This window comes from Halomonas sp. 7T (assembly GCF_025643255.1).
Classification (GTDB): domain Bacteria; phylum Pseudomonadota; class Gammaproteobacteria; order Pseudomonadales; family Halomonadaceae; genus Vreelandella.
In genome coordinates, this window is record NZ_CP087112.1 from 1,853,461 (window position 1) to 1,880,098 (window position 26,638).

Below are 26,638 nucleotides of genomic sequence, written 5' to 3' on the forward strand. Positions count from 1 at the left end.
TGTCACTCACACTAGCGCTTGCTTGGTTAGTGGGGAGAAGACCACAGCCCCGCTAATGGGTCAACGCATGGCTTAGCACTTCGTTAAATAATCATACGTAAGACAATCATAATAACGCTGTCAGGAGACGCACCAATGAGCAATGCCACTGAGGTTGTATTTTTATCCGCCACCCGTACGCCAATGGGCGGCATGATGGGTAGCCTTTCCAGCATGACGGCTCCCGAACTTGCCGCCGTTGCAATCCGTGCCGCTATAGAACGCGCAGGCATCGAGGCCTCCGTTATTGAAGAAGGCATCATGGGCTGTGTGCTACCTGCCGGCGTAAAGCAAGGGCCGGCCCGCCAAGCCATGCGTCAGGCGGGAATTCCTGACGCCAATGGTGCCACTACTATCAATAAGCTGTGTGGCTCTGGGATGAAAGCCACCATGCTGGCTCACGATTTGATCAAAGCAGGCACCGGAGAGGTACTTTTGGCAGGCGGCATGGAGTCCATGTCTAATGCCCCCCACGTACTGACTAAAGCGCGTAGCGGCTACCGTTTAGGCCATGGCGAGCTGAAAGATCACATGTTTCTGGATGGCCTAGAGGATGCCGAAACCGGCAAGCTGATGGGTGTCTTTGCTCAAGATGTGGCAACCGAACGCGGCTACACCCGCGAGCGGCTCGACGATTTCGCTATTGCCTCTCTCGAACGTGCGATGGACGCCACCAATAGTGGCCACTTAAATGCTGAGATGGCCCCGGTAACAGTGACCAGCCGCCAAGGTGAAACCCTGGTCGAGCATGACGAACAGCCCTTCCAAGCCAAGCTGGATAAAATCCGCCAGCTGCGCCCCGCGTTTGCTAAAGACGGTACGATTACGGCCGCCAACGCCAGCTCAATTTCCGACGGTGCCTCCGCGCTTATTTTGGCCAGCCATGAAGCCGCTAAGCGTCACGGCGTAAAGCCGCTAGCCAAAATGCTGGGTCACACTACCCACTCCCGCCATCCAAGCGAGTTCACCATCGCCCCAGTAGGAGCGATTGAAAAGCTGATGAAAAAGCTTGGCTGGGGCGTTAACGACGTGGATCTTTTCGAGATTAACGAAGCATTTGCGGTTGTTACGTTAATGGCAATGGATGACCTTGGCTTACCCCATGAAAAGGTTAACGTATTTGGCGGCGCCTGCGCTCAAGGGCATCCGATTGGCTCAACAGGCTCACGGGTTATTGCGACACTGATTCATGCCCTACGTACCAAAGGCGGCAAGCGCGGCATCGCCAGCCTTTGCATCGGTGGTGGCGAAGCCACCGCCGTGGCCGTAGAACTCATCGACTAACCGCATCAGCGTGGCACACTCGCTTTACTGAGCGTGCCACGCTAGCATAACGATGTCATCAGTATTGACTTTTGAGACAGCGGGCCAACGGTTCCAGGAGGCTTATGTTCCCTCATGTAATGATTGCCATCGACTTTTCACCCGCTTGGCCGCTTTTAGAACAACGCTTAATTCGCCTGCGCTCCAAAGGTGTTAAACGCGTTAGCCTTGTTCATATTATTAGCCCCAAAAGTGCCACGCCCCCTACAGAGCAAAATATTGAACAACTTTACGCACAGCTAGTTGTTCACGCCCAGCCGCTCAACGATTTAGGCCTGGACATCGCGTATCATGTAGACGCTGGCAAGCCAAGCGAGCTGCTATCAGACTACGCCGAACACCATGACGTAGACTTAATTCTCATTGGCTGCCAAGGACAAGGACGCTGGCAAGAAATGTTACTTGGCAGTACTGCACTTAACCTAGCCCATCTAACGCGCGTACCGCTATGGCTAGAGCCAGTCACTAACGTAAAGCATGGCAGCAGCTATACGACGGTCGTGCTCGCCACGGATATGTCTGCCGCAGCGAGCAAAGCCGAACGTCTTTTTCATAGTTTGGCACTCCACTTTCAGCATCGCGTTGCCATTATCGCTGAAAGTCTACTCGAAACCGATGGGTACGGATTTGAAGAGGCGCAGCTACATCTTACCGCTCTAGCAGCTCGCATCCCCAAACTTGATACCGTCATTGTTGCTGGCGAGTTTAAACAGGCCATCATTAACGAGGCCAACGCTTGGCATGCAGATCTCATCATCGTGGGCCAACAGGGCCATAGCCGGTTACGTGAACGCCTGCTAGGTAGCACCGCTAAGGCACTGCTAGAAGGCGCTGCCTGCCCCGTGATTCTGGTGCCCTCCCAGCATACTTAAGCGTAACACTGCTCCACCCAGCACTTGCGAGCCGCCTAACCCTTTAGTGTTACCTAGCCACATAAGGCGCAGTCAACATGCTCGCGCCTTGCCAAGCAGATTATGCCAAGGCGCGTAGCTCCTCTTTATTGCCATACACTTCTGAGGTCGCCAACGTCTGCCAATCCAACGACGTGTATTTTTCGGGGGCGTTGCTGCTACCATCACGCTCATTGTCAGATGGATCATCCTCCATACGAAACTGCCCCGCATATTCGCGCATTTGCAAAGCTTCTTGAGTCAACCCTTCAGCACTTTGTGCCGCTTGATTCACCAGTCTCAATGTATCTTGGGTCGTCATATCAATTTGCGCGACCGCTCTGTTCACTTCATCAATCCCCCGGCGCTGCTCCTCCGACGCGCTGGCCATCCGCTCCATCAACTGCTCCACCTGCGTGGCCGACTGCATAATATCGCGCGTATGCTCACCCGCTTGCTGAGATAGCGCACTGCCCTGTTCAACGCTCTGGCGCGACGCTTCAATCCGCGCTCGAATTTCGTGTGCTGCATCGGAGCTGCGGGTTGCTAACGCTCGCACTTCGCTGGCGACTACTGCAAAACCACGACCATGCTCACCCGCGCGCGCTGCTTCCACAGAGGCGTTCAGCGCAAGGATATTGGTTTGGAAGGCAATGCTTTCAATCATGGAAATAATGCTTTGTATTTCCTCGGAGTGCCCGTTAATGCTCTGCATAGTCGCTATAAACTGGGCAATGATCTGATCACCTTGCTGGGCTTTATGAGCAACACCGGTGGTTGCACGACTCACGTGGGCTGCACTCTCTGCATTTTGATTGACTGTTGCGGTTAACTGCTCAAGGCTTGCCGCCATTTGCACAAGCGCGGACACTTGCGAGTCCGTTTGCCCGGCCAGCTGTTGGTTGTGAGCCGCCATTACTTGGCTATCGGTATAAACCTGTTGGCTACTGTTGTTGAGATGGTTCACCGTGGTTCTTAGCGAGCGCTGCATATTAGACAACTCGCTGAACAATCGGCCAATTTCATTATTGGCATGATTTTCAACAGGCGTTGACAAATCCCCCTTAGCAATACGCTGAAAGTGCTGCGTTATCATATTTAGAGGCCGCAATACATTGTTGCGCACGCCCCAAACGACGAATGCAATAATGAGTATGGCTGCACCAATAACGCCCAGCACTCCCCAAAAAAGGAGCGACGATACATTTTGAAAACGATCAAGTTGCCCGGCCCCGCGGGCAACCGAGTAATCATAAAAAGCATCTGCCGTGCTCACAAATTTCCGGCTACTATCGTCAACACGGGATTCACCAGAAAGGAAGCCAGGAACATCGCGCTCCTCCAGCATCATCATCTGTAGGCTTAAATTATTATTAACCAACGAACGAAAATCATTCGCTAGCTGATTGATAAGTTCAAGTTGCTCTTCCTCAGGAAAACTCGCATGGAAGGCGTTAAACCGCTCTGAAGCCGCGCTTAACAAGCTCTCCGCTTCCTCTATCAACGGCTCTGGACGATCAAAAGAGGGAGTACGAATGAGCTCCGCAGCTCGGTTCATTTGTATGCGGGCACGCAGCAACTGTGTATAGGCACCATTCAGCTCACGCACCTGATGCATTTCTCGCTGCTGTAACGACGTAAAGGCTTCTCTGCCAAAGTGATTGGCAAATAGTCCTAAACCACCAATCGCGAATATCAGGCATGTGAACGTGACTAACACCAGAGCCCAGCTAGCTTTAACGCTCAGATTATTGATTATGCGCATAACAGCCCTCAATCACGTGGCGGGTTATTAACATTTAAAGAAAGCCACAGCTGTAGACGCCGACGGATCTCTATCAACGCTTGCTCATACGCATCTAACTTACTCATTAACCGCGGATCACGAATATCCCAGAACAGTATTTCGTCAGCGTGACCCTGCCATTCTCTGCATGCCTGTTGCGCCTTGTCGCACAGCACGATGACAAAATCGAAGTGTTCGTTTTCAAACTCATCCAAGGACTTGCTGCGCAAACCGTCGGTAGAAAACCCTTGTTTGCTCAGCACTTCTAGCGTTAGTGCATGGGGTTCATCTGGCTCGGAGCCTGCACTAAACGCATCAAAGCGATCACTTGCCATATGGCGAAGTAACGCCTCCCCCATTAGAGACCGTGCAGAATTGGCGTTGCACAGGAACAGCACGCGGCGCTTTGACATAAGTAAACGACCTTCTCTTATGAATTAGATTTTGACAATTTACGCATTCAAGATGACGTCTTTATTGCAGCCTGCTAATACCGGTAGAAATATATGGAAAAACAGATATCATAATCGCTAACCATCAATTTTAGATCCATGTGTTCTTCGATGTATTAGGAGAGCATTTGTTAAGAGAGTACCTAATGACCACGCCCGCTAATTTACCTAACGTTGACGCTAGCCTTTTTAATGTCCCAAGCCATGGAACGCTGCTGCTACCTCCAAGCGACCTGCCAGCCCCTAAGATTCTGCTGCTCTACGGCTCTCTGCGTGAACGCTCGTTCAGCCGATTGGCAGTTGAAGAAGCCGCTAGACTACTCAATGCAATGGGAGCTGACACAACGATTTTTGACCCGCGCGGTTTACCCTTGCCCGATACGGAAGATGCAAGCCACCCTAAAGTGGATGAGCTACGAACACTGGCAAAGTGGGCAGATGGCATGGTGTGGTGTTCACCTGAACGCCACGGCGCGATGACCGGCATTATGAAGGCACAAATCGACTGGATCCCCCTTGCGCTAGGCGGTGTTCGCCCCACCCAGGGAAAAACCCTTGCGGTGATGCAAGTATGCGGTGGCTCCCAGTCATTCAACACGGTGAATCAGCTGCGTATTTTAGGCCGCTGGATGCGTATGGTGACGATACCCAACCAGTCATCGGTACCTAAGGCTTTTATGGAGTTTGATGACAACGACCGCATGAAACCTTCGCCGTTTTATGACCGCATTGTGGATGTTATGGAGGAACTGGTGAAATTCACTCTGCTGGTTCGAGAGCGCAGCAACCTGCTAACCGACCGCTACTCTGAGCGGAAAGAGAGCGCTGAAGCAGTTTCTAAACGCGTTAATCAACGTGCTATTTAATCAGGGAGTGATGTTATGACGACCCAAAGCAACTCATCGCCTACCAGCGCCGATATGGGGGTGTTTGAACGCTACCTTTCCGTATGGGTAGCGATTGCAATTGCTGCCGGGATTGCACTCGGGCAGCTCGCCCCCGCTGTGCCAGAAGCATTATCACGGTTTGAGTATGCCCAAGTATCAATACCGATTGCCGTACTTATCTGGGCGATGATTTTCCCAATGATGGCGCAAATTGACTTCAGCGCTATTGCAGGGGTACGCTGCCAGCCAAAGGGCCTGACCATTACCACTACGGTCAACTGGCTGATAAAACCCTTCACGATGTTCGCGTTGGCCTGGCTGTTTTTCATGGTGATTTTTCGGCCCTTTATTCCTGAGGAGCTAGCCAGCCAATACCTAGCGGGTGCCATACTGCTGGGGGCCGCGCCTTGCACCGCGATGGTATTTGTATGGAGCTACTTAACACGAGGCGACGCGGCTTACACGCTGGTACAAGTGGCTTTGAATGACGTGATCATGCTGTTTGCCTTTGCGCCGCTGGTGGTTTTCTTACTCGGCATCTCGAACATCCAGGTACCTTGGGACACGGTTATTTTATCCGTGGTGCTGTACATCGTGATTCCGCTTGCGGCTGGCTATTTTACCCGTAAAACACTGATCGCGAAGTATGGCACTGAATGGTACGACAACGTGTTTATGAAGCGCGTCGGCCCCATCACTCCTATCGGGTTAATAATTACCCTGGTCTTACTGTTCGCCTTCCAAGGCGACGTTATCCTGAATAATCCGCTGCATATCGTATTGATCGCCATTCCGCTCATTATTCAAACGTTTTTAATCTTCTTTATTGCCTATGGTTGGGCCAAGGCATGGCGTGTACCACATAACGTCGCGGCCCCCGGCGCAATGATCGGCGCCAGCAACTTTTTTGAATTGGCGGTTGCCGCTGCCATTGCCCTGTTTGGCTTACAGTCAGGTGCTGCCCTCGCCACGGTCGTGGGTGTTTTAGTAGAAGTCCCGCTGATGCTTGCGCTAGTAAGGATTGCCAATAAGACCCGCCAGCATTTTCCCGAAAACGCCTAACAAGGAGCGTTACCTATGGCGCATTATCTTATTTTTCTTGGTTCAACCCGCACTTCCACGCCGCCTGCCCCGGCTCGCTTAGGCGAACGAGTAGCAAAAGCCTGTGAGCGTTTGCTCTCTTCACTGCCTGAGACCACGGCAGAAATTATTGATCCGCTGACACTATCGCTACCCGCAGCATTCAAGCCGCATTTTTCCTATGCAAAAAAAGAGGTTCCCGATGACCTCGAAGCCCTGGCTAGCAAAATTGAACAAGCCGATGGCTACGTGATGGTCAGCCCAGAATATAACCACTCCATGAGTCCGGCGCTAAGCCATTTGCTAAATCATTTTGGCGCGTCACTGTTTGCATTTAAGCCCAGCGCCATCGTGACTTACTCCATGGGGCAATGGGGAGGCACACGCGCTGCAGTAGGTATGCGCACCTTTCTATCGGAGTTGGGTTGTTTACCCGTATCCGCAATGATCCATATCCCCAAAGCGCAAGAAGCGCTGAATGACAATGGGCAATTCGCCCAGGAACAGGAACGCTGGGAAAGCTATTTTGGCCGCACGCTAGGCCAACTAACCTGGTGGGCAGACGCGGCCAAAGCGCACAAAGCCGAACAAGACCCTAAAACGCTATCACCAGCGTTTAAACAATCGCCCGCTCAACGCAATGCACCGCGCGACTAGTACGCTTAACAACGGCCTATTGGCAACTCGACATCCCAGCAGACCTTAGCCAACGCGCTCAGACTGAAACAACTTGCGGAGTGGGCCATGAAAGATGTCATTGATATCGATAGCAACGCCGTGGAGTTCATTAAACAGCAAGGCAGCGTCGTCACTGTCCGCCTCTCCCCCCGTCATGGCTGCTGCGGTGGCCTCGCGAATCTGGCAGTGGCTGAAACGCGGCTGCCAGATGATGTCCATTACTATTTGCACCATACTCAAGATGGTATTTCGATCTATATACACCCTGACCTAGCGGCTCAAGGGCTGCGCATTGGTGTTGAAGGCTGGTGGAAGTTGCGCCACCTGTATGTGGATGGCTCAGCCCTGCAGCTGGGGCACGCGAATACATAGCAACACTAGCGTCGCGCCCAGCATTAACAGGGCCGTTAGCCACAGCGCACTGGCACCACTTTGCTCTATCAGCAGGCCAAACAGCAGGGGTGCGAATGCTTGTGAAGCACGTGCCGGGGCAATAATCAGCCCTTGCCGGCGCCCAAATCCTTTGGGGCCAAATAGCGCCAGCGGTAATGTACCAGACGCAATGGTCATCATGCCGTTACCTGCGCCATGCAGTAACGCAAAACCGGCGGCGGGCATACCAACGGCCGTTAACAATGCGGCGCCTAACGGGTGCAGCGTGGTGGCCACGCGTGCGGCTACCAGCGGATGCAAATGGCGAAGCAGCGCAAACTCACCCAGCCGTGCCGCCACCTGGGCAGGACCCACTAAGGCAGCGGCGGCCACTGCCACCGAAAGCGATACGCCGGTTTCCTGCAAAAGTCTAGGCAGATGAGCCGCCATCGCCGTTGAGACAAACCAGCCCGCGGCAAACACATAGGCTAATAACATCATCGCCAGGCGAGGACGCTCCGGCGGCGGTGCCGATTTGTCGTCATCTTGCTGGGCCGCACTATCAGTTGCTTTGGTCAGGCGAGTATTCAGTGGCAGGCCTACTAAGATATGCAGCATGGCCCAGACCCCGCAGGCTGTACGCCAACCGAGTTCATTTTCCAGCCAGGCTGTGAGCGGCCAACCCACCGTGCTGGCAAATCCAGCAACCAACGTAACACCGGTAATCGACGCCCTGGCTTGACGCCCTAATAATCGGCCTAAGGTGGCAAAAGCAGCATCGTATAGCCCCATCGCCATCCCAACCCCCGTCACCAGCCAAGCAAGGATTAGCGAGGGCACCCCCTGAGACACGGCCATTATGCCAAGACCCAGTGCCATTACCCCGTTCGAGGCCATCAACACGCCTCGCCCGCCTTGCCTGTCGATCCATCGACCAACAGAAGGCCCGAGTATCGCCGTCAGCAGCAAAGCCGCTGAAAACGCACCAAATACCCAGCTGGTTGAGATGCCTAACTCTTGTGCTATCGGCACTGCAAGAATGGCGGGCAGATAATAGCTTGAGGCCCAGGCAAGGGTTTGTGCACTGCCTAAGGTGAGCGTTAAGCCAAACCTGGGCGAGCGAGTCATGCGGCTTGTCTAGGCAGTGCCAGTGCCATCACTGAACTGGCCGCCACTAAGGCCGCCGATACCCAAAGACAAGCGCTCAATCCGTAAGCCATATACAACCAGCCTGACAGCAAGGTTCCTACCAAACGCCCCATGGCATTGGCCATATAGTAAAAACCGACATCCATCGAGACGCCATCGGCACGGGCGTAGTGAACGATGAGATAGCTATGCCAGCTGGAGTTAATCGCGAATAGCACCCCAAACGCTAAAAGCCCGACCACTAGCCAGCCCACCTGCGCCAGCGGCAGCATCGCCAGGGCAATCGCTAACACTGCCAAAGCCGCTGCCCAGCCAGCAGTGAGCGCGCGGGCATCCCCTTTAATCAACCGAGTCAGCTTAGGTGCCTGGGTTTGTACGCCGCCATAGCCAATAATCCACGCTGCCAGCAATCCGCCTACCGTCCAGTGGGTCCAGCCATGCTGGTCATATAAAAACACTGGCAACGCTACTACGAACCAAACATCCCTTGAAGCAAACAAGCAAAAGCGCGCCGCCGAAAGCACATTGATGGCACGGGATTTTGAGAAAATCTCCGAAAACTTGGGCTTTACCTTCTGGCGCCCTAAATCTGCCTTTAAGCGCCACAGAGAGAGCATCAGCACTGCGCTAAGCATCACCGCCATGGCAATGACCGCACCGCGGAAACCAATCAGCGTTAACAGCACCCCACCAACGAAAAAGCCCAGGCCTTTCAGTGCATTTTTAGAACCGGTCAGCATCGCTACCCAGCGGTACAGCGCGCTATTGGCGTTGGCACTCTCTTTAGGTACCAGCACTTTGACGGCACTTTTAGCGCTCATTTTGTTTAAGTCTTTGGCAATACCAGACAGCGCCTGCGCCGCCATCACCCACACCACCGTGAGCATCCCAGCAGGCACCATGAGCATGGCAAGCGCCATAATCTGCAGTCCCAGTCCCACGTTCATCGTGCGGTTCAAGCCCAACCGTGCGCCGAGCCAGCCGCCAATCAGGTTAGTCACCACACCAAAGGCTTCGTAAAATAGAAACAGCATGGCGATTTGCAGCGGCGAGTAACCTAGCTGGTGAAAATACATCACTACCAACATGCGCAGCGCGCCATCGGTAATGGTAAATGCCCAGTAGTTGCCGGTGATCAGCATGTATTGGCGCACCTCGAAAGGTAGCGCCTTAATACGGGCCTGCATATTCAGCAAGGGTGAATCAGCCACGGCTCACCTGCTCAGTGCCGACCATCAGCGCCAGCTCAGCCGTACGATTAGCGTAACCCCACTCGTTGTCATACCAAGCGTAAAGCTTCAGCTGAGTACCGTTGACCACCATGGTGGAAAGCGCATCGATAATGGAGCTGCGTGGATCGGTGCGATAATCAATCGATACCAGTGGGCGCTCTTCGTAACCTAAAACCCCCTTCAGGGCGCCTTCTGCCGCGTCTTTCAGCGCTTGGTTCACTTCCTCAACAGTCACGTCCTTTTCTAGCTCAAACACCATATCGGTGAGCGATGCGTTAGCCAGCGGTACGCGAATCGCATGACCATTCAGCTTGCCTTCCAACTCAGGGAAAATTGCAGTAATCGCTTTCGCGGAGCCCGTTGTTGTTGGTATCAAGCTCATGCCACAGGCGCGGGCACGGCGTAGATCCTTATGCGGGGCGTCTAGAATCGTTTGGGTATTGGTAATGTCGTGTACCGTGGTCATTGAGCCATGACGAATGCCGAAGGTTTCCTGAATCACTTTCACCACGGGCGCCAAACAGTTGGTCGTGCAGCTAGCAGCAGTCACGATTCGATGCTGGGCGGGATCATAAAGATGATCGTTAACGCCTACCACCACGTTCAGCACACTGGCTTCTTTTATAGGCGCACTGACCACCACGCGGGCAACACCTTGATCCAGAAACGCTTGAAGCTTGGCGGTATCCTTCATTTTGCCCGAGCATTCAATGACTACGTCGCACGCGGACCAATCGCTATCGGCAATCGCTTTATTGGCGCTAAACGCGACAGATTGATCATCTAAAATAATCGTGTCGTCAGATACGGTAATCCCTTTACCAGGCGACCAGTGACCGTGTACCGAGTCAAACTCTAATAAGTGTGCAAACGTTGCCGCATCCCCGCCGGGGTCATTAATACGAATAAGCTCAACAGCCCCTGCTTCAACCTCAGCCCACAGGCTGCGCAGTGCCAGACGACCAATACGACCAAACCCGTTAATACCGATACGTAATGCCATGGAGCCACCCTCTTTATAAACAGTGCAAAAATCTTAACGTCAATATACGAAAAAGCATATATATACAGCTAAAAAAACTGCCTGCAAAGCCGCTGATGCGAGTCTGCAGGCGCGTTTGGTTAACCGTAACGACCGGAAATATAGTCTTCGGTTTTCTTCTGTGCCGGGGTTGAGAACATCACCTTAGTATCGTTGTACTCGATGATCTCCCCTAGGTGGAAAAATGCCGTGTAGTCCGCTACCCGTGCAGCCTGCTGCATATTGTGCGTCACAGTAATAATGGTGAACTGCTCTTTCAGCTTATCCATCAGATCTTCGATGGTGGCCGTGGAGATTGGGTCCAGGGCTGACGTCGGTTCATCCATCAAAATAACGTCCGGCTGTACCGCAATGGCACGAGCAATACACAAACGCTGCTGCTGACCGCCGGATAGTGAAGTGCCGGGTTCCTGTAGCTTATCTTTGACTTCGTTCCACAGGCCTGCATCACGCAGAGCTTTTTCAACCAGCTCATCCTGCTCCGCCTTGCGACTTACTAAGTCATGCATACGTGGGGCGTAGGCAATGTTTTCATAGATAGATTTCGGAAACGGGTTCGGCTTCTGGAACACCATCCCCACCCGGCGGCGTAGCGCTACCTCATCCATTTTTGCAGCGTTCACATCACGGCCGTCCATTTCGACCAAGCCCTCTGTGTGCACGCTAGGGATCAAGTCATTCATGCGATTTAAGCAGCGCAAAAAGGTCGACTTACCGCACCCCGAAGGGCCAATCAGCGCCGTCACGTTCTTCTGGAACAGATCGATGTTCAGACCTTTCAGGGCTTGGCTCTTGCCGTACCACAGGTTGAGGTCGCGAACGCGAATGCTAAGATCATGACACGCTTTTTCATTGCGCGTGTAAGGCTGGCCAACTTCTGGGCTCGACTTATAAACGGCTTCAGGCATTTGAGCACTCATATTGAATTCCTTAGAGACGAAAAACCTACCAGCGGCGTTCGAATTTCTTGCGCAGCAAAACAGCTGAGGCATTTAAAGAGATTAGCACTGCCAAAAGCACTAAAATGCCGCCGGCGGTTTTCTCTACGAAGGCGCGATCAGGCTCACCTGACCAAGTAAATACCTGTGCGGGCATTACCGTTGCCGCTTCTGTAAAGGAAGCGGTTACATCGGGAATAAACGCCACCATGCCAACAATAATCAACGGCGCCGTCTCCCCCATCGCTTGTGCTAAACCAATGATCGATCCCGTCATAATGCCGGGCATGGCCAGTGGCAGCACATGGTCTTTTACCACTTGCCAGCGGGAGCAACCTACCCCAAACGCCGCATGACGAATCGACTCTGGAACACTACGTAGCGCCGTACGCGTTGAAATGATGATCACCGGCAGCGTCATCAGCGCTAGCGTCATACCGCCGACTAAAGGCGTTGATCGCGGTACACCAAAAAAGTTAATAAAGATTGCAAGGCCAAGTAAACCAAACAAGATAGAAGGAATAGCCGCCAAGTTATTAATGTTGATTTCAATTAACTGGGTAAGACGATTATCCGGCGCAAACTCTTCAAGGTAGATGGCCGTCATCACACCAATCGGAAAGGCAATGGCTAAGGTAACGATCATCGTCATGATCGTACCCACAACCGCTGACATGATACCGGCAAGCTCGGCCATCTTAGAGTCACCCCGGGCAAAGAACCCCGAGTTAAACCTCATCTCAATCTGACCACTGGCAACAAGGCGATCAATTTCTGCCATGTCATCTGCATCAAGTCGGCGAGCACGGTTTCCTTTCAGATACTGATCAACTTCAGCACTCGCTAACACCCAGCGCGTTTCGGACGTACCTAACAGCGAAGGATCGTTGCGCATTTCAAGTGGAATAACGCGAACGACGCTTCGGCTGACGATGCTGGATAGGTCTCTATCAATAGCAGCGCGTCCAGAGCGCGAAGCTTCTTCGCTATAGTTGATTTCAACATTCACCATCGCCTGCTTGAAAGCCGGCAACCCTTTGCTAAGCATGTCGGCGAAGAAGATCAACAGGAATGTCGCTGCTAACGCGAGCGCACCCATCGCGTAATACTTCAAGCGCATGGATTTGCGGTGGCGGCCCTTGAGCTGCTGGCTGATCTGATCGAACGAATCATTCATTGAGATATCCTGGCGTTACAAATTGTTGACGCGATATTTTTCACGGAAGCGACGAATCATGATCACCGACACAAGGTTTAATGACAGCGTCACGACAAACAGCACCAGTCCCAGCGCAAAAGCAGAAAGCGTTTCGGCACTCTCAAATTCCAAGTCACCGGTCATTGCAGCCACGATGCGCACCGTAACGGTCGTCATCTCTTCTAACGGGTTGATAGTGAGATTGGGCCGCATGCCTGCGGCCATTACGACTATCATGGTTTCACCAAGCGCCCTGGACATGCCCAGCAGTGAGGCGGAAATAATGCCTGGCAACGCAGCAGGAATAACAACATCGCGAATGGTTTCCCCTTTGGTCATACCCAAAGCCAAAGAGCCTTGACGCATGCTGTCAGGCACCGCATTAATGACGTCATCAGAAAGCGAGGAGATAAAAGGAATGATCATGATGCCCATGACGATCCCGGGCGCTAACGCATTATTGAAAGAAGCATCTAGACCAACGGAATCAGCCAAACGGACAATGAACGGTGCCACTGTGATCGCCGCGAAAAATCCGTAAACCACGGTAGGGATACCCGCCAGAATCTCCAGCATGGGCTTGGCAATCGCGCGAACACGGCTCGGCGCAAATTCCGCCATATAAATCGCAGAGAGCAAACCAACCGGTACAGCCACGGCTAAGGCAATGGCTGTAATCATGAAGGTACCGGCAAACAGAGGAACTGAACCAAACTCTGCGCCGCCACCGTCACCACGACCCGCCGCGGCTAAAAAGCTGTTGCCCGGCGCCCAAGTGGTGCCTGTAATAAAGTCCCAGAAGCTATGCATCTGGAAAAAATTGAGCGCCTCTCCAATGATCGAAATTAAAATACCAAGCGTCGTTAGAATGGAGATGGTCGCGGCCCCTGCCAGCACCCAACGAATGACCCTTTCAATCGCTTGGCGCGCATGAAAGTTGGCGCGAATCAGCGTCATCCCAGCAAAAAGCCCGACAACCGCCACCGCAAGGCTGGCCAAAAGCAGAGGAAACGTGGGAATTTCTGTTCCCATCAACAGCATAACAAACGCGCCTAGCGCGCTGAGCAGTATCGCAGGGCCCGCCGTTGCCACCACAGCAAACCATGCGTATTGGTCCGGCTGAGCATGCATAGCAGGTCCCGATGCACGAACACGTGTCGCTTTACTACGCCCGAAGTAAAAGGCTGCAAGCCCCAGCAGCAACAGTACGCTGCAAAATATCAAGAAGAGCTGATTGGTCTGCATCGTTTGCGTCTCAAGTTAGGCAGTGAATCTACCCAAGCATCTTGCGATAAAGAAATGACAGTAATGTGACAAGCACTTAAAAACGTGCCAATCCTCTGCCCTAAAATAGGAAAACCGACGCCACAAGGCGTCGGTTTTTATATCTCGCTCAACAGCTTACTTGAGGTCTTCAGCGGAAAGCTGCTTACGATCCGCAAGATCAGACTGGACGCGCTGACGCGCTTCTTCAGTTGGAACAATCAGACCTAAATCCTTCAGCAGGCCATCAGAACCAATCATCATGTCCGATACAAACATATCTGCGTATTCGTACATCACCGGCACTTCTTCAGCGTGCTGGTTCTTAATGTAGAAGAACATGGAACGAGCAACAGGGTATTCAAAGTTCGAAATTGTATCCGGCGTCGGCTCGACACCATCGATGGTTGAACCAATCAATACATCGTCATTCTCTTCAAGGAAAGAGTAGCCAAAAATACCGAATGCCGTGCTGTCCTGTGTTAGACGCTGAACGATCAAGTTGTCGTTCTCACCCCCGTCAATCCAGCCACCATCAGTACGTACATCCGAGTACTCCTCGTCACCATATTCAGGGAAGTTCGCGGACGCCGTTTCCATGACCAGCTCTTCAAAAGCGTCACGAGTACCCGATGTCGTGGGCGGTCCTACAATAACGATGTCACGGTCAGGCAACGAAGAGTCAATTTGACTCCAGTTTGTATAGGGGTTTTCTACCAGCTCACCATCAACCGGCACCAGCTGGGCAACCGCTAAGAAAATTTGCTCACTGGTAACCGGCATTGGCTCGTTATCCGCTGTTTGCGCGAAAGCGATACCATCGCTACCAATATAGACTTCGGTAATATCGGTAACACCGTTTTCTGCACAGCGCTCAAATTCAGAAACCTTCATACGGCGCGAAGCGTTGGTGATATCCGGAGTATCAGAACCAATCCCGTTACAGAACAGACGTAATCCACCGCCTGAACCAGTAGATTCAATGACCGGCGTCGGGTAGTTGGTGGTTGCACCGAACTCTTCCGCGACAAAGCTAGCAAACGGGTAAACGGTGCTAGAACCAACAATATTGATTTGCTCACGCGCTTGAGCAACACCCGCAACACTCATCACAGCTGCTGCTAATACGGTCGTTTTTAGAATACGGTTCATACGAAATACTCCTGTCGATGTAAGGTTTTGGCCTTCGCAGGACGTACTTTGCACTGCTTCGATGACAACTATATGACACTATGCACCATCACAATTTTTTTAACGCGACGTGCTATGACTAGAGTAATAGCCCTAATGCCGCCAGCGTACAGAGCGCAAGCGATGCCCCCTGGAGCATGCGCTTATCCAGACGGTGAGCAATGGCGTCTGCCAGGGCATTACCCATCAGCACTGCAGGCAAAAAGGTGAGCGCCAATTTAAAATGCCAAACGCTCACCAATCCGGCCAGGGCCAGGGTAGTGAGAGTTAAAAGCGACGTTAATATAAAAAAGGCAGCGAGATTTCCCCGCAGGCGATCCGGCGAAAATCCGTGCATCAGCAGTACAATAGGCGGGCCGCCGATGGCAGCAACGGTACCAAAGATGCCGGAAAGCACGCCCGCAATAAACAACGAGACACGATTAACCGGTAGCGTGAAACGGAAAAACGTTACCAGTACGGCAAACAACACAATCGCAGCAATCAATTTTTCAAGTACCACCATCGGCGCGGCTAGCAACAGCCAAATCCCTAAGGCATTGCCCGGCAAACGGCCAATGAGCGCGACACCGATCGCATCTAAACGTACTTCGTGCCAGTAATGGCGCACCATCATTAAAGACACCGTTAGCCCAAACAGCACCAGGATAACCGGCACTAACCGAGGCTCTAATATCAAGAGCAGCGGCGCACCAACAACCGCCAAACCAAAGCCGGTGGCTCGTTGAACAAAAGCGCCCAGCAGCAGCACGGCAGAACACGCCAGCCACACGCCTAACGGCATTTCGATCCACTGCAGCAAGCTACTCATCGGCACGGCGCATTGTCTATTACCGGCGCCTTGGTGAGGAGCCTAACGCCGATATTCCCCAGTAAGGCAGCTCCCAGCATGGTCAGTACCATGGGCCACACGTGCTCTACCTGGAACAACCCGACCAACACGCCGGCAAGCGCTCCGCAGCTAAATTGAACGCCGCCCAATAGCGCGGTGGCTGTTGCGCTGATATGCCCAAAGTGATCTAACAGCGAGGCAATAGCGTTAGGCGTAATTAAACCAATCATCCCAGTGAATAGCATGACCAGCGGCACAACGACATAAATAGAGGCCACATTCAGCGCCGTAGCAACGACGAGACCCGCCGCGGCTAAGAGTTGAACCGTCAGCCCCAAGCGCAAATTTTGTTGCGGAGTACGCTTTCGCAAAAGGTAAATATTGACGCGATTTGAGAGCGCAATCATGACCACGTTGACGCCGAACACCAGCGGATAAATGCCCGGCGATAAATCAAAATACTCTAAATAGAGAAATGGCGAAGCGGTGATAAACGCAAATAGTCCGGCAAACGATGCCGCCACGGCGCAAATATAGCCCATCGCTTCACGATGGCGCAGCACGCTTGCGTAGTTACGCACCACTTGGCGAGGTGAAGCAGCAGGCAGGCTGGTGTCACGGGTTTCAGGTAGGCGGGTGCCCAACAGCCAAAGTAAAAAGCCCGCATAAGCCGCCAAAAACACAAAAATTAGCCACCAATCCGCAATATGGAGCAGTATGCTGCCCACCGCCGGTGCTACCAGTGGCGCCAGCATCATAATCATCGCCATGGTAGACATCACCTTGGCAGCTTCACGCCCCCTAAAGCAGTCGCGCACAATGGCGGCAGAATTCACGACGCAGGCCCCGCCCCCCAATGCTTGTATAAACCGCCAGACCAGCAGCGACCCCAGGCTATCCACCGTAGTAATCATCAAACTGGCGAGCATAAAGACCACCAGCCCGCTGAGTAGCACCGGCTTTCGTCCGTAACGATCCGAGACTGGCCCAAAGCAGAGCTGCCCAATCGCGAAACCGAATAAGAACATACTGATTGAAAGTTCAGTATGATGAATACTGGCATTAATACTCTCAGCCAGAATGCCGATAGCGGGCAAATACGCATCAATGGCAAAGGGGGCAAGCGCGGTATTGGCTGCGACCAATAGCGCTACCCGACGTGGATTTAGCTCCATGGTAATCCTTGGTTTAAAGCGGCGGCTGGAGAATAAAGATAGGCCGCTAATTATAACCATGTTGAATTGATTTGTCGGTCTCTGTTCGTGGTGCTCGACCCTTGTTAAAGTACCTCAACGACAACGCAAGGAGCTACACATGGCCACTAGCCTACTGATGCAGTTAAAAGAAATGACGACCGTGGTGGCTGACACCGGCGATCTTGAGGCAATTCGACGCTTTCAACCGCAGGACGCCACTACGAACCCGTCGCTTATTCTGCAAGCTGCCCAGCAAGAAGATAGGCGCGCACGTCTTGCCAGTATTGCTAAGGAGAGCAACGGTCTCGACGAGGCCGTTGATCGCGTCGCTGTCGATATTGGCAGTGAAATCAGTGAACTGGTGCCAGGTTACGTTTCCACCGAAGTAAGTGCTCGCTTATCTTTTGACAAAGAGGCCACCATTGCTAAAGCACACTCGCTGATTGAGCGTTACGCCCAGAAGGGAGTGGGTTCAGAGCGTATTTTGATCAAAATGGCCTCGACCTGGGAAGGCATACAAGCGGCTCGCCAGCTAGAGCGCGACGGTATTCGCACCAACCTCACCCTGCTATTTGGTTTTGCCCAAGCGCAGGCCTGCGCAGATGCTGGCGCAACGCTTATTTCACCCTTCGTAGGCCGTATTCTTGACTGGCATAAAGCCAAACACCCCGAGACGGATTTTAGCGGTGCCAATGATCCAGGCGTACAGTCTGTTAAGCGCATTTATGACTACTACAAAGGCCACGGCTACCCCACCATCGTCATGGGCGCTAGCTTTAGAAATATTGGTGAAATTCAGGCACTCGCCGGCTGTGATCGGTTGACGATCTCCCCGGCCCTGCTCAAAGAGCTAGACGAGCTTCAAGGAGAATTGCCACAGCAGCTCATAGCTCAAGCGTCTAATAAAGCACCCAGTGACGCACTATCACAGGCAGATTTCCGTTGGGCAATGAATGAAGACGAGATGGCGACAGACAAACTGTCAGAAGGTATCCGCAAGTTCATGGCCGACCAACGCAAACTCGAAGAGCTGCTGAGCACGCTTCGCAGCCATTAACTCGATGGTTTATCTCTCTTTGCGAAGTTGGTAACGCGCCACGCATCAAAATCGAAAAGGCTCTCTAAGGAAATCCTAGAGAGCCTTTTGTATTGAAAACTCAACACTTCTCGGCCTTATCGTGAAGCGTCTCAGTGCACCGTTGAGTTTTGCGCCTCCAGCATTTCCACCAGCGGTTGAAACTGTTCACGGTTATGCTCGTTCATGTGCATTAGAATTCGATGGGCCTCTAAAATGCGCTCACGCAACCCTTCCTCGTCTGCCGGTTCAGCAGGCAAGTCTTCTAGCGACGTGGTTAGTTTCGACTCCTGCTGCAAAGGCGCTTCCATCAGCGTGAAAAAGCGCGCAAACCCCATGACATCGAGCATTTGCCGAACATCTGGATTATCAGCAATGATGGTAGGAGGATGCTCTAAGCGACCTTTTACCGCCATCGCCACTTTAGCAAGAAAGCCTAACGCGGTGGAGTCCACGTTGGTGGCTTCGCGCAAGTCAATCATTACCGCCTGCAATCCTGGCGTTTCAGCAAGGCGTTGCGCTTGAGTATCAAGCGTCGCACATAGCGTTAAGCGCACATCACCACACAGTTTTAACACAAAAACACCGGAGTCGAACGCCGCCTTAAGACGGCCTTCTTCAATCAGCATGACCAAATCCGCTCACCATCATGATTGTTAGATCATCGGGCAAAGCATCGCGGTCTTGGTTCGCCTCATCGTCTGCATCTCCTTCTAACAGAAGGGCATTCGTCTGGGCTAGCCGGTCGCGCAACTGCTCAAGCGTGACACTTTCGCTTACTAGTTGCTCGAGTTCCTTGAGCCGCGTGTCGAGCGTTTTACCCGGCAGGCATTCCAATACCCCATCTGAACATAGCCATAGCTGAAACTCAGAGGGTAACGCACAGCTGAGTGCAGGATACTCCACATCAGGGAAAAGACCTACCGGCATTCCCTCCCCGGTTAATCGCACTAGAGAATTCTCTGTTACCAGTAACGGCATCGGCAGCTGTGCTCCGAGCGAATAGTGCAGAGTCTTGGCCTCATGGTCAATAACCCCCACAAATAAGGTCGCGTGTTTACCGATATCGGTATCCTGCAGCTCCCGGTTCAAAGCGGCTAGCCAGTTAGGCGCCAATTGCTCAGGCTGCTGCCCATCCCACTCGCTAAGCCAACGATTACAGAGATACTTTAGCAATACGGTAACAAACGCAGACGACGCTCCATGCCCAGACACATCGGCAAAATAGAAGGCACTATAGCGTTCGTTATAGCGCTGGTAATCAAGAAAATCGCCTGACAAATAGAGAGAGGGAGCAAACCAGTAGTCGTAATAGACCCCGTTGATAACTTTGGGGCGCACTGGCAGAAGACGTCGCTGAATATGACCGCCGCTCTGCTGATCCATACGGAGCAAAGCCAAATGCGTCTCTAAACTCTCGTTAAGCTCAGCTAATCGCACTCGGTCACGATCCCGCTCTAGTGCAAGCTGATGCAGCTCAATCGCTTTACGAATCATGCGACGAAGCAGTTCGGCATGGCGCAGCGGATGAACAATATAATCCACTAACCCTACATCAATCGCTTTGATCAGATCAGCATCTTGTCGGGTGTCGCTTACCACCAGGGTCGGCAAGCATAACGTAAGTTGCGACCACTGCTGACGTGGCACTGCACGTGCGTGTGCCACGATCAGTGCTGTCTCTGCGGGTAATTGCTCAATATTTTCTGCTGCAAACACCGACATTCCATCACAGGTAATCGCTTGTGCCAGTGCATTACGTTCAGGCCCCGGCTCATCAATTACCGCGATCAACTGCTTGGTATGATCCATGCTAGGCCTCAATCGGCGAAATCGTCGTCACCAAAGTCTGTCGCGTCGAATTCAAAATCATCCATGGCGAAAGGATCATCGCCCAGCTCACCATCATTCACCAGGAATTGACGGCGCTGCAAATATGCATCACGGATAAACCGATAACGATCTCCACGAATCAGCGATTCTTGGTCTAGTAGACCAGCGCGCAAATGGATAATATCCAGCGCCGCCAAACCAGCGCGTAGCTGATGGTCATCCATATAGGTAATCGGATGAGCTGCAATATCGAGTGGGAAGCCAGTGGTATCCCTCAGTGTACTGGGCCCCAACAGCGGAACCACGAGATAGCGCGAGTCATCCCACCCCCAGACAGCTAGCGTTTGACCAAAATCTTCTTCATCAGCGGTAATTTGCATGTGTGTGGCATAATCTAACAAGCCGCCCACACCGACGGTTGAGTTAATCAAAAACCGTGAAGTCGCTAAACCCGCATTAGCCGGCTTGCCCTGCAAAAGACTATTAATAGCGGTACGCACCTCTCCCAAGTTGGAAAAGAAATTACCCACCCCTGTTTGCACCGGCTCTGGGGTCACACTGCGGTAACCTTTAGCTACTGGCTTTAGCGCGTAGCGGTCTAGCACGTCGTTGAAGGCAAATACACGGCGGTTAAAGCCTTCCCAAGGATCTTCAGGGTGAGCCTCTTCTGCTTCTGCCGTGTTGACACTGGTACTCGCACAGCCCCCCATGCTTAGCGTGGCTAGCAGCAATATAGGCAACACTCCTTGGCGCATGCAGCTTGCAGACGCTTGCTTGGCTAACAACCTCAGCATGTTAGTTCCTCTCTCAACGTTTTAACGCCTCTTTAATGACCGTCTTTTGATGCCTCTGACGCATAGAAGCATGCATCCGTTGGTGTTTACTGGCGACGAATGACCACACTACCGGCGCTGTAGCCTGCACCAAAAGAAGAAATAACGCCAATGTCACCGGATGCAAAGTGATCGCGATGAAGGTGGAAAGCAATAATCGAGCCTGCCGAACTGGTATTTGCATAGCGATCTAAAATGATCGGCGCTTGCTCTTCACTAGGATCTCTCCCTAACACTTTTCGCGCGATAAGGTCATTCATATGGCGATTAGCTTGATGTAACCACATCCGCGTTAGGTCACTACCCGCAAGTTCTAACGACGCCAAATGATCCGTAATGAGCTGTGCCACCATCGGACAGACTTCTCTGAATACTCGCCGTCCTTCTTGCACAAACAGCTTGTCAAGTGCGAGAGGATCGCTATCAGTAACACGATTCAAGAAACCGGCATTGTTGCGGATAGCATTGGAAAACTTCGTCACTAGCCGTGTACCCAGTATCTCATAGCGCTGCTCAGCCACAGCACAGGCACTACTTTCCAGTACCATAGCCGTACAAGCATCGCCGAAAATAAAGTGGCTGTCACGATCTGTGAAGTTTAGATGCGCTGAGCAAATTTCAGGATTAACCACCAGCGCTCTTTTTACACTACCCGAGGCAATCGCATTGGCTGCGGTTTCGAGTGCAAATGTGGCCGAGCTGCAAGCGACGTTCATATCAAAGCCATAGCCGCTTGTGCCCAGCGCTTGCTGAACTTCTACAGCAACGGCTGGATAGGCGCGCTCTAAGTTAGAGCAGGCAACAATGACCAGCTCTATATCACCGGGCGCCACCTGAGCAGCCTCTAACGCTTGATAGGCCGCTTTAGTGGCCATATCGCACTGAATCGAGGGCTCGTCATTGCGTCGTTCGGGCAGCTTAGGCCGCATCCGTTCAGGGTCAAGGATACCGGACGCATTCAATACATAGCGGCTTTTAATGCCAGACGCTTTTTCAATGAACTCACTGCTGGAGTGCGCGAGTGGTGATTGCTCTCCGCGCGAAATAGCCTCGGCATTGCGCAAGTTCTGGCTATCGACCCAAGCATTAAATGCGCCAACCAAGGCCTCATTACCGATGGCGTGTTCCGGCGTATATAGCCCTGTACCGGTTATCACCACATTCGTCATGCAACTCTCCTTTAAGTAGCCTGCTATCACTGCTGTCCGCGACCATAACCGCAAGCTTACTAGTTGTATTACTGTGTGCGTAAAAAGCGTGCTGTACCAGCGAAGCTCTAAACGCTAATTATCTCTTCCCAGCGCTTTTCAAGGCGCTTAACCGATACCGGTATTTTGGTGCCAAGCTGTTGTGCAAATAACGAGACCCTAAGCTCTTGAATCCACCATCCAAATGCGACTAATGCGGGGTCTTCTGTGTCGCCTCGGCGCTCGCTTTTGCGACGAGCATCGAAACGGGCCTCCAGCGCTTGGACATCGTGCATCATCATTTGGTCACGACCACGTTCACGGGCCGCTTTTTCAAGCCGGATAAGCGCCGCTTCGGTATAGCGCGGGTACTCTGTAAGCCACTCGCCTGCGTCCCGAATAAAGCCTGGGTAAACGAGCCGCTGCATCTGCGCACTCACATCGCTGTAGACCAGCGCTAACGCAAAGTTAAGCTTTCCTTTAAGGATCTTACTCACTGCTAAGTGCCCCTTTAAGGCAGCTTCAACGTCCTTCAGCAGCGCGCTGGCATGATCAAGCAGTTCAGACTCAGTGGCTCTTAAGCGTTCGTCAAGCGCACTTGCTGAGCGGGGCAGAGGGTGCTGAGCGACTACCTGCGTGAACACTGCCAGCAGTAAATCATCGATCAACGCTTGCTTACTACCCACTTTGGCAAATAGCAGCGCGCACTTTTCCACATCCGGCAGTCGCTTAATGGCTTTGACCTGTTCAGGACGCTTGGCCATCGCTAAACGTGCGACCCCTTCTTGATGAGCAGCTTCTGCTTTTGCAGGATGATCAAAAAGGGCTACTTTAAAATCTTTTTCATTGGCGACTAGCGCCGGATACGCCTCCACCCGAATACCTGCCTGGGTAGTGACACGGGATTCAGGCAGTGGCTCATCCGGCAATCCATCCAGGGCAGGCGCTTGACTGGCCTGCTCCGAAAGTGCCTGAGCACCAGCACTCGCTGCGGCTTCAAAGCGTTTTTCAAGCGCTCGCAGGTCACGCCCCTGCCCCAACAGCTCCCCCGAATGATCCACTACTTTAATATTCATAAGGAGATGGGGCTCAAGCAAATCTAGGCGCCAGTCATCTGGGTGTACCCGCGTACCTGAACGGCGGCGAATAAATTCAGCCAGCGCTTCGGTCAGCGGACGTTGATCAGGCACCAGCATTTCCAGCGCTGCATCGACCCAATCGGGTATTGGCACTACCTGACGACGAATACTTTTGGGCAGCGACTTGAGCAGCGCAATACATTTTTCGCGCAGCAACCCAGGCACCAGCCATTCAAGGGCGTGAACCGGAAGTTGAGGCAACATGGCCGCGGGAACGGTGATGGTCACGCCATCATCTTCGGCATTGGGGTCAAAATGATAGCTCAGCGGATAAGCAACACCCGCTAACACCAGATGATCCGGATAGTGTGCTTGCGTCACATCGTCCGCGTGGCGCGCTTTCAGCGCCTGGATATCAAACTTAAGTAGCGCTGGGTCTTCACGCTCGGCTTGCTTACGCCAATGCTCAAACCCTTTACCATTAACAATGTGTTCGGGCAGGCGCTCGTCATAAAACGCAAAGAGTTCCTCTTCGTCTACCAGGATATCCCTACGCCTGGCACGGTCTTCAAGTGCTTCAACCTCTTCAACCAGCGCACGGTTGTGGGCAAAAAACTCACCCTTAGTTTGAAACTCACCCTCTACCAGGGCGCGGCGTATAAACAGCTCCCGCGACTCTCGGGGGGCGATGGGGCCGTAATGCACCCGGCGCCGAGCGACAATGGGCAAGCCAAATAGCGTGACCTGTTCAAAAGCCACCACCTGAGCACGCTTCATCTCCCAATGGGGTTCGCTATAGCTGCGCTTTACTAGATGCGCAGCCTGCGGCTCGATCCACTGCGGCTCGATTTTAGCCACCGTCCGTGCAAAGAGTTTGGTCGTTTCAATCAGCTCAAACGCTATTACCCATTTAGGTGTCTTTTTTGCCAGCCCAGAGCCTGGATGAATCATAAATTTCCGGTTTCGAGCCCCCAAGTACTCGCGATTTTCAAGCAGCGTGCCTACGTTGGATAACAACCCAGACAGCAGCGCCTGATGCAGTTTACCGGAGGTTTTACGGCGTGCTTGCTTGGCCTGCTCCTCACTTTCCTCGTCATTGCGCGGCAGTGGCGCGGGCACATCAATCTCCATATCACGCAGCAACTGGCGCAGTTGACGAAAGGTGTCGTGCCATTCGCGGACCCGCAGGTAATTAATGTAATGGTCGCGACACCAGCGACGTAACTGGTTTCCTGACAACGCCTCGCGGGCGTTTTCAATCCCGTGCCATAAATTTAGCAAGGCGACAAAGTCGGAGTCTGGGTCATGCCAGCGCTGGTGGGCCTGATCCGCGGCTTGGCGTTTATCCGCTGGGCGGTCACGCGGGTCTTGAATCGCCAGCGCCGATACGACAATCAACACATCGCGAAGGCTGCCCTGCTCGGCTCCCGCCAACACCATTCGCGCCAAACGCGGATCAATGGGCAGTTTGGCTAGCTTTCTACCCAACGGGCTAAGATGTTGCTGCTCGTCCACGGCGCCCAGTTCAAAGAGCAGTCGGAAACCATCTTTAATGAAGCGGCTATCCGGCGGGTCAACGAAGGGGAAATCTTCAATATGGCCCAGCTTTAACGCCAGCATGGAAAGAATCACGGAAGCTAAATTGGTGCGCTGTATTTCTGGGTCGGTAAACGCCGGGCGTGAGAGGTAATCCTCCTCATCGTATAGCCGAATACACGCGCCCTCGGCTACCCGTCCACAGCGCCCTTTGCGCTGATTGGCGCTGGCCTGGCTAATGGGCTCCACAGGCAACCGCTGAATTTTTGAGCGGTAACTATAGCGGCTTATGCGCACAAGGCCTGGGTCGATGACATAGCGAATGCCTGGCACCGTCAGCGAGGTTTCGGCCACGTTGGTCGCAAGCACAATACGCCGGCCACGATGAGGCGCAAACACTCGGTTTTGCTCTTCATTGGATAGGCGCGCATAGAGCGGCAATATCTCGGTGCCTTTTAAGTCGGCACGCCGTAAGGTGTCAGCGGTCTCACGAATTTCCCGCTCGCCGGGGAGAAATACCAGCACATCCCGCGGGCCATGCAGCCAACCTTTTTCACGCTCAATACGCTCAATTTCTTGAACCGCGTGCAGTATGCCCTCTTGCAGTGTGCGGTCTTCTTCATCCTCTTCATCTCGCACTAACGGGCGATAAAATACGTCAACAGGATATGTTCGACCGGAAACCTCAACCACAGGCGCGGGCTTTTTACTATGCCCTTCAGCGCTTTTTGCTTCACTGCCAAAGTGGGCTGCAAATCGGTCAACGTCGATGGTTGCCGAGGTAATGATCACTTTAAGGTCAGGGCGCTGGGGCAAGAGCCGCTTAAGGTAGCCAAGCAGAAAATCAATATTTAGGCTGCGTTCGTGGGCCTCGTCAATAATCAGCGTGTCGTAGCGTAGCAGCAGCGGGTCGTGCTGGGTTTCGGCTAACAAGATACCGTCTGTCATTAGCTTAACCAGCGTAGTGGGCGTGCTTTGGTCAGTAAAGCGTACCTGGTAGCCCACCTGCTCACCTAGCGATACGTTCAGCTCTTCCGCCAACCGTGTGGCCACGCTTCGTGCGGCTAAACGACGAGGCTGTGTATGACCAATCAGCCCACGGCGGCCACGGCCCAGTTCTAGGCATATTTTGGGTAGCTGGGTGGTTTTGCCTGACCCCGTCTCCCCTGCTACAACAACCACCTGATGATCACGAATGGCGTTAAAAATATCTTCGCGGCGCTCGACAACCGGCAACTCTGCGGGGTAGTTCAACACCACAGGCTGAGCGGCGCGCAATTTGAAGATTTGCTTGGCTTTATCTATATCGCGCTGCACCTCATGCAAGCCACGGTCAATGGGCTTGTTGTCACGTAAGCGACGCTTTAAACCAGCGACACGACGCTCTAAACGCTGAGCATCACGCAGCATTACATGGCTCAACGCCTCGTTAAGTGCAGTGAGTTGCTGGGCTTCTGTGCGGGGGGAGTGCGTGTCGGTGGTCACGTTTGGCTCGGTTTCCATCACATTAAAAAAATCGGCCCGCTCGTTTGAGCAGGCCGACCATT

At 52.9% G+C, this 26,638-nt stretch carries 23 protein-coding genes; 7 read left to right on the forward strand and 16 right to left on the reverse strand.

All coding sequences use genetic code 11. The features are described from left to right. The first annotated feature begins 135 nt into the window (after nucleotides 1–135). Nucleotides 136–1,323, forward strand: coding sequence for an acetyl-CoA C-acyltransferase (locus LOS15_RS08610; RefSeq protein ID WP_263065268.1), 1,188 nt, complete (start codon nucleotides 136–138; stop codon nucleotides 1,321–1,323). A gap of 104 nt (nucleotides 1,324–1,427) precedes the next feature. Continuing rightward, complete coding sequence (locus LOS15_RS08615) at nucleotides 1,428–2,234, forward strand: universal stress protein (protein ID WP_263065270.1); 807 nt, start codon at nucleotides 1,428–1,430, stop codon at nucleotides 2,232–2,234. 100 nt (nucleotides 2,235–2,334) lie between these two features. On the opposite strand, the gene LOS15_RS08620 is transcribed toward LOS15_RS08615, so the two are convergent. Both LOS15_RS08620 and LOS15_RS08625 read right to left on the reverse strand, forming a co-directional pair. Then, nucleotides 2,335–4,017, reverse strand: a complete 1,683-nt coding sequence (locus LOS15_RS08620; protein ID WP_263065272.1) for a methyl-accepting chemotaxis protein — start codon at nucleotides 4,015–4,017, stop codon at nucleotides 2,335–2,337. A gap of 8 nt (nucleotides 4,018–4,025) precedes the next feature. After that, nucleotides 4,026–4,451 (reverse strand): arsenate reductase ArsC, encoded by a 426-nt coding sequence (locus tag LOS15_RS08625; RefSeq protein WP_263065273.1) that lies wholly within the window; start codon nucleotides 4,449–4,451, stop codon nucleotides 4,026–4,028. A 185-nt stretch (nucleotides 4,452–4,636) separates the two neighbouring features. Here LOS15_RS08625 and arsH point away from each other — a divergent pair, with 185 nt between their 5' ends. The 4 genes from arsH (at nucleotide 4,637) to LOS15_RS08645 (ending at nucleotide 7,507) form a co-directional block, all read left to right on the forward strand. After that, nucleotides 4,637–5,356 (forward strand): arsenical resistance protein ArsH, encoded by a 720-nt coding sequence (gene arsH, locus LOS15_RS08630; protein ID WP_263065274.1) that lies wholly within the window; start codon nucleotides 4,637–4,639, stop codon nucleotides 5,354–5,356. 15 nt (nucleotides 5,357–5,371) lie between these two features. Next, on the forward strand, nucleotides 5,372–6,439 hold the full coding sequence (gene arsB, locus LOS15_RS08635) for an ACR3 family arsenite efflux transporter (protein ID WP_263065276.1): 1,068 nt from the start codon (nucleotides 5,372–5,374) through the stop codon (nucleotides 6,437–6,439). A 15-nt stretch (nucleotides 6,440–6,454) separates the two neighbouring features. After that, nucleotides 6,455–7,114: an NADPH-dependent FMN reductase gene (locus LOS15_RS08640; protein ID WP_263065277.1), complete on the forward strand. Its 660-nt coding sequence runs from the start codon at nucleotides 6,455–6,457 to the stop codon at nucleotides 7,112–7,114. Between the two features lie 87 nt (nucleotides 7,115–7,201). Beyond that, nucleotides 7,202–7,507: a CC/Se motif family (seleno)protein gene (locus LOS15_RS08645; protein ID WP_263065278.1), complete on the forward strand. Its 306-nt coding sequence runs from the start codon at nucleotides 7,202–7,204 to the stop codon at nucleotides 7,505–7,507. On the opposite strand, the gene LOS15_RS08650 is transcribed toward LOS15_RS08645, so the two are convergent. The 9 genes from LOS15_RS08650 to LOS15_RS08690 all read right to left on the reverse strand — a co-directional run bounded on the left by LOS15_RS08650 (nucleotide 7,475) and on the right by LOS15_RS08690 (nucleotide 17,527). Continuing rightward, nucleotides 7,475–8,635 (reverse strand): MFS transporter, encoded by a 1,161-nt coding sequence (locus LOS15_RS08650; RefSeq protein ID WP_263065279.1) that lies wholly within the window; start codon nucleotides 8,633–8,635, stop codon nucleotides 7,475–7,477. The genes LOS15_RS08645 and LOS15_RS08650 overlap by 33 nt on opposite strands. After that, nucleotides 8,632–9,843 (reverse strand): organoarsenical effux MFS transporter ArsJ, encoded by a 1,212-nt coding sequence (gene arsJ / locus LOS15_RS08655; protein WP_263069664.1) that lies wholly within the window; start codon nucleotides 9,841–9,843, stop codon nucleotides 8,632–8,634. Before arsJ ends, LOS15_RS08650 begins: the two co-directional genes overlap by 4 nt. A gap of 16 nt (nucleotides 9,844–9,859) precedes the next feature. Continuing rightward, nucleotides 9,860–10,891, reverse strand: a complete 1,032-nt coding sequence (locus LOS15_RS08660) for an ArsJ-associated glyceraldehyde-3-phosphate dehydrogenase (protein WP_263065280.1) — start codon at nucleotides 10,889–10,891, stop codon at nucleotides 9,860–9,862. 119 nt (nucleotides 10,892–11,010) lie between these two features. Further along, nucleotides 11,011–11,850: a phosphate ABC transporter ATP-binding protein PstB gene (pstB, locus tag LOS15_RS08665; protein WP_411537022.1), complete on the reverse strand. Its 840-nt coding sequence runs from the start codon at nucleotides 11,848–11,850 to the stop codon at nucleotides 11,011–11,013. A gap of 25 nt (nucleotides 11,851–11,875) precedes the next feature. Beyond that, on the reverse strand, nucleotides 11,876–13,045 hold the full coding sequence (pstA, locus tag LOS15_RS08670) for a phosphate ABC transporter permease PstA (RefSeq protein ID WP_263065281.1): 1,170 nt from the start codon (nucleotides 13,043–13,045) through the stop codon (nucleotides 11,876–11,878). Between the two features lie 15 nt (nucleotides 13,046–13,060). Beyond that, a complete protein-coding gene (gene pstC / locus LOS15_RS08675) occupies nucleotides 13,061–14,311 on the reverse strand; it encodes a phosphate ABC transporter permease subunit PstC (protein WP_263065282.1) in 1,251 nt (416 codons plus the stop codon). A 156-nt stretch (nucleotides 14,312–14,467) separates the two neighbouring features. After that, complete coding sequence (locus tag LOS15_RS08680) at nucleotides 14,468–15,481, reverse strand: substrate-binding domain-containing protein (RefSeq protein ID WP_263065283.1); 1,014 nt, start codon at nucleotides 15,479–15,481, stop codon at nucleotides 14,468–14,470. A 118-nt stretch (nucleotides 15,482–15,599) separates the two neighbouring features. Beyond that, nucleotides 15,600–16,331: a sulfite exporter TauE/SafE family protein gene (locus LOS15_RS08685; protein ID WP_263065285.1), complete on the reverse strand. Its 732-nt coding sequence runs from the start codon at nucleotides 16,329–16,331 to the stop codon at nucleotides 15,600–15,602. Further along, nucleotides 16,328–17,527 (reverse strand): multidrug effflux MFS transporter, encoded by a 1,200-nt coding sequence (locus tag LOS15_RS08690; RefSeq protein ID WP_263065286.1) that lies wholly within the window; start codon nucleotides 17,525–17,527, stop codon nucleotides 16,328–16,330. The genes LOS15_RS08685 and LOS15_RS08690 overlap by 4 nt, the downstream gene beginning before the upstream one ends. A 139-nt stretch (nucleotides 17,528–17,666) precedes the next feature. Here LOS15_RS08690 and tal point away from each other — a divergent pair, with 139 nt between their 5' ends. Further along, nucleotides 17,667–18,605: a transaldolase gene (gene tal, locus LOS15_RS08695; RefSeq protein ID WP_263065287.1), complete on the forward strand. Its 939-nt coding sequence runs from the start codon at nucleotides 17,667–17,669 to the stop codon at nucleotides 18,603–18,605. Nucleotides 18,606–18,736: 131 nt separating this feature from the next. Here tal and LOS15_RS08700 read toward each other — a convergent pair whose 3' ends face one another. The 5 genes from LOS15_RS08700 to hrpA form a co-directional block, all read right to left on the reverse strand. Then, complete coding sequence (locus tag LOS15_RS08700) at nucleotides 18,737–19,252, reverse strand: STAS domain-containing protein (RefSeq protein WP_263065288.1); 516 nt, start codon at nucleotides 19,250–19,252, stop codon at nucleotides 18,737–18,739. Continuing rightward, the gene (locus LOS15_RS08705; protein WP_263065289.1) at nucleotides 19,242–20,435 is read right to left on the reverse strand and encodes a response regulator; all 1,194 of its coding nucleotides are present in this window, start codon (nucleotides 20,433–20,435) and stop codon (nucleotides 19,242–19,244) included. Before LOS15_RS08705 ends, LOS15_RS08700 begins: the two co-directional genes overlap by 11 nt. An 8-nt stretch (nucleotides 20,436–20,443) precedes the next feature. Beyond that, nucleotides 20,444–21,250, reverse strand: a complete 807-nt coding sequence (locus LOS15_RS08710) for a VacJ family lipoprotein (protein WP_263065290.1) — start codon at nucleotides 21,248–21,250, stop codon at nucleotides 20,444–20,446. Nucleotides 21,251–21,336: 86 nt separating this feature from the next. Continuing rightward, on the reverse strand, nucleotides 21,337–22,458 hold the full coding sequence (locus tag LOS15_RS08715) for a beta-ketoacyl-ACP synthase III (protein WP_263065291.1): 1,122 nt from the start codon (nucleotides 22,456–22,458) through the stop codon (nucleotides 21,337–21,339). 107 nt (nucleotides 22,459–22,565) lie between these two features. Beyond that, the gene (gene hrpA / locus LOS15_RS08720) at nucleotides 22,566–26,594 is read right to left on the reverse strand and encodes an ATP-dependent RNA helicase HrpA (protein WP_263069667.1); all 4,029 of its coding nucleotides are present in this window, start codon (nucleotides 26,592–26,594) and stop codon (nucleotides 22,566–22,568) included. Nucleotides 26,595–26,638 lie beyond the last annotated feature (44 nt).

Coding starts and splice junctions, on each gene's coding strand:
- LOS15_RS08640 (WP_263065277.1), top strand. CDS start 6,455: ATGGCGCATTATCTTATTTTTCTTGGTTCAACCCGCACTTCCACGCCG.
- LOS15_RS08685 (WP_263065285.1), bottom strand. CDS start 16,331: ATGAGTAGCTTGCTGCAGTGGATCGAAATGCCGTTAGGCGTGTGGCTG.
- LOS15_RS08660 (WP_263065280.1), bottom strand. CDS start 10,891: ATGGCATTACGTATCGGTATTAACGGGTTTGGTCGTATTGGTCGTCTG.
- LOS15_RS08700 (WP_263065288.1), bottom strand. CDS start 19,252: ATGCTGATTGAAGAAGGCCGTCTTAAGGCGGCGTTCGACTCCGGTGTT.
- LOS15_RS08645 (WP_263065278.1), top strand. CDS start 7,202: ATGAAAGATGTCATTGATATCGATAGCAACGCCGTGGAGTTCATTAAA.
- LOS15_RS08620 (WP_263065272.1), bottom strand. CDS start 4,017: ATGCGCATAATCAATAATCTGAGCGTTAAAGCTAGCTGGGCTCTGGTG.
- arsJ (WP_263069664.1), bottom strand. CDS start 9,843: ATGCAGGCCCGTATTAAGGCGCTACCTTTCGAGGTGCGCCAATACATG.
- hrpA (WP_263069667.1), bottom strand. CDS start 26,594: ATGGAAACCGAGCCAAACGTGACCACCGACACGCACTCCCCCCGCACA.
- pstB (WP_411537022.1), bottom strand. CDS start 11,850: ATGAGTGCTCAAATGCCTGAAGCCGTTTATAAGTCGAGCCCAGAAGTT.
- pstA (WP_263065281.1), bottom strand. CDS start 13,045: ATGAATGATTCGTTCGATCAGATCAGCCAGCAGCTCAAGGGCCGCCAC.
- LOS15_RS08650 (WP_263065279.1), bottom strand. CDS start 8,635: ATGACTCGCTCGCCCAGGTTTGGCTTAACGCTCACCTTAGGCAGTGCA.
- pstC (WP_263065282.1), bottom strand. CDS start 14,311: ATGCAGACCAATCAGCTCTTCTTGATATTTTGCAGCGTACTGTTGCTG.
- LOS15_RS08690 (WP_263065286.1), bottom strand. CDS start 17,527: ATGGAGCTAAATCCACGTCGGGTAGCGCTATTGGTCGCAGCCAATACC.
- LOS15_RS08615 (WP_263065270.1), top strand. CDS start 1,428: ATGTTCCCTCATGTAATGATTGCCATCGACTTTTCACCCGCTTGGCCG.
- LOS15_RS08710 (WP_263065290.1), bottom strand. CDS start 21,250: ATGCTGAGGTTGTTAGCCAAGCAAGCGTCTGCAAGCTGCATGCGCCAA.
- tal (WP_263065287.1), top strand. CDS start 17,667: ATGGCCACTAGCCTACTGATGCAGTTAAAAGAAATGACGACCGTGGTG.
- LOS15_RS08715 (WP_263065291.1), bottom strand. CDS start 22,458: ATGACGAATGTGGTGATAACCGGTACAGGGCTATATACGCCGGAACAC.
- LOS15_RS08625 (WP_263065273.1), bottom strand. CDS start 4,451: ATGTCAAAGCGCCGCGTGCTGTTCCTGTGCAACGCCAATTCTGCACGG.
- arsB (WP_263065276.1), top strand. CDS start 5,372: ATGACGACCCAAAGCAACTCATCGCCTACCAGCGCCGATATGGGGGTG.
- LOS15_RS08680 (WP_263065283.1), bottom strand. CDS start 15,481: ATGAACCGTATTCTAAAAACGACCGTATTAGCAGCAGCTGTGATGAGT.
- LOS15_RS08610 (WP_263065268.1), top strand. CDS start 136: ATGAGCAATGCCACTGAGGTTGTATTTTTATCCGCCACCCGTACGCCA.
- LOS15_RS08705 (WP_263065289.1), bottom strand. CDS start 20,435: ATGGATCATACCAAGCAGTTGATCGCGGTAATTGATGAGCCGGGGCCT.
- arsH (WP_263065274.1), top strand. CDS start 4,637: ATGACCACGCCCGCTAATTTACCTAACGTTGACGCTAGCCTTTTTAAT.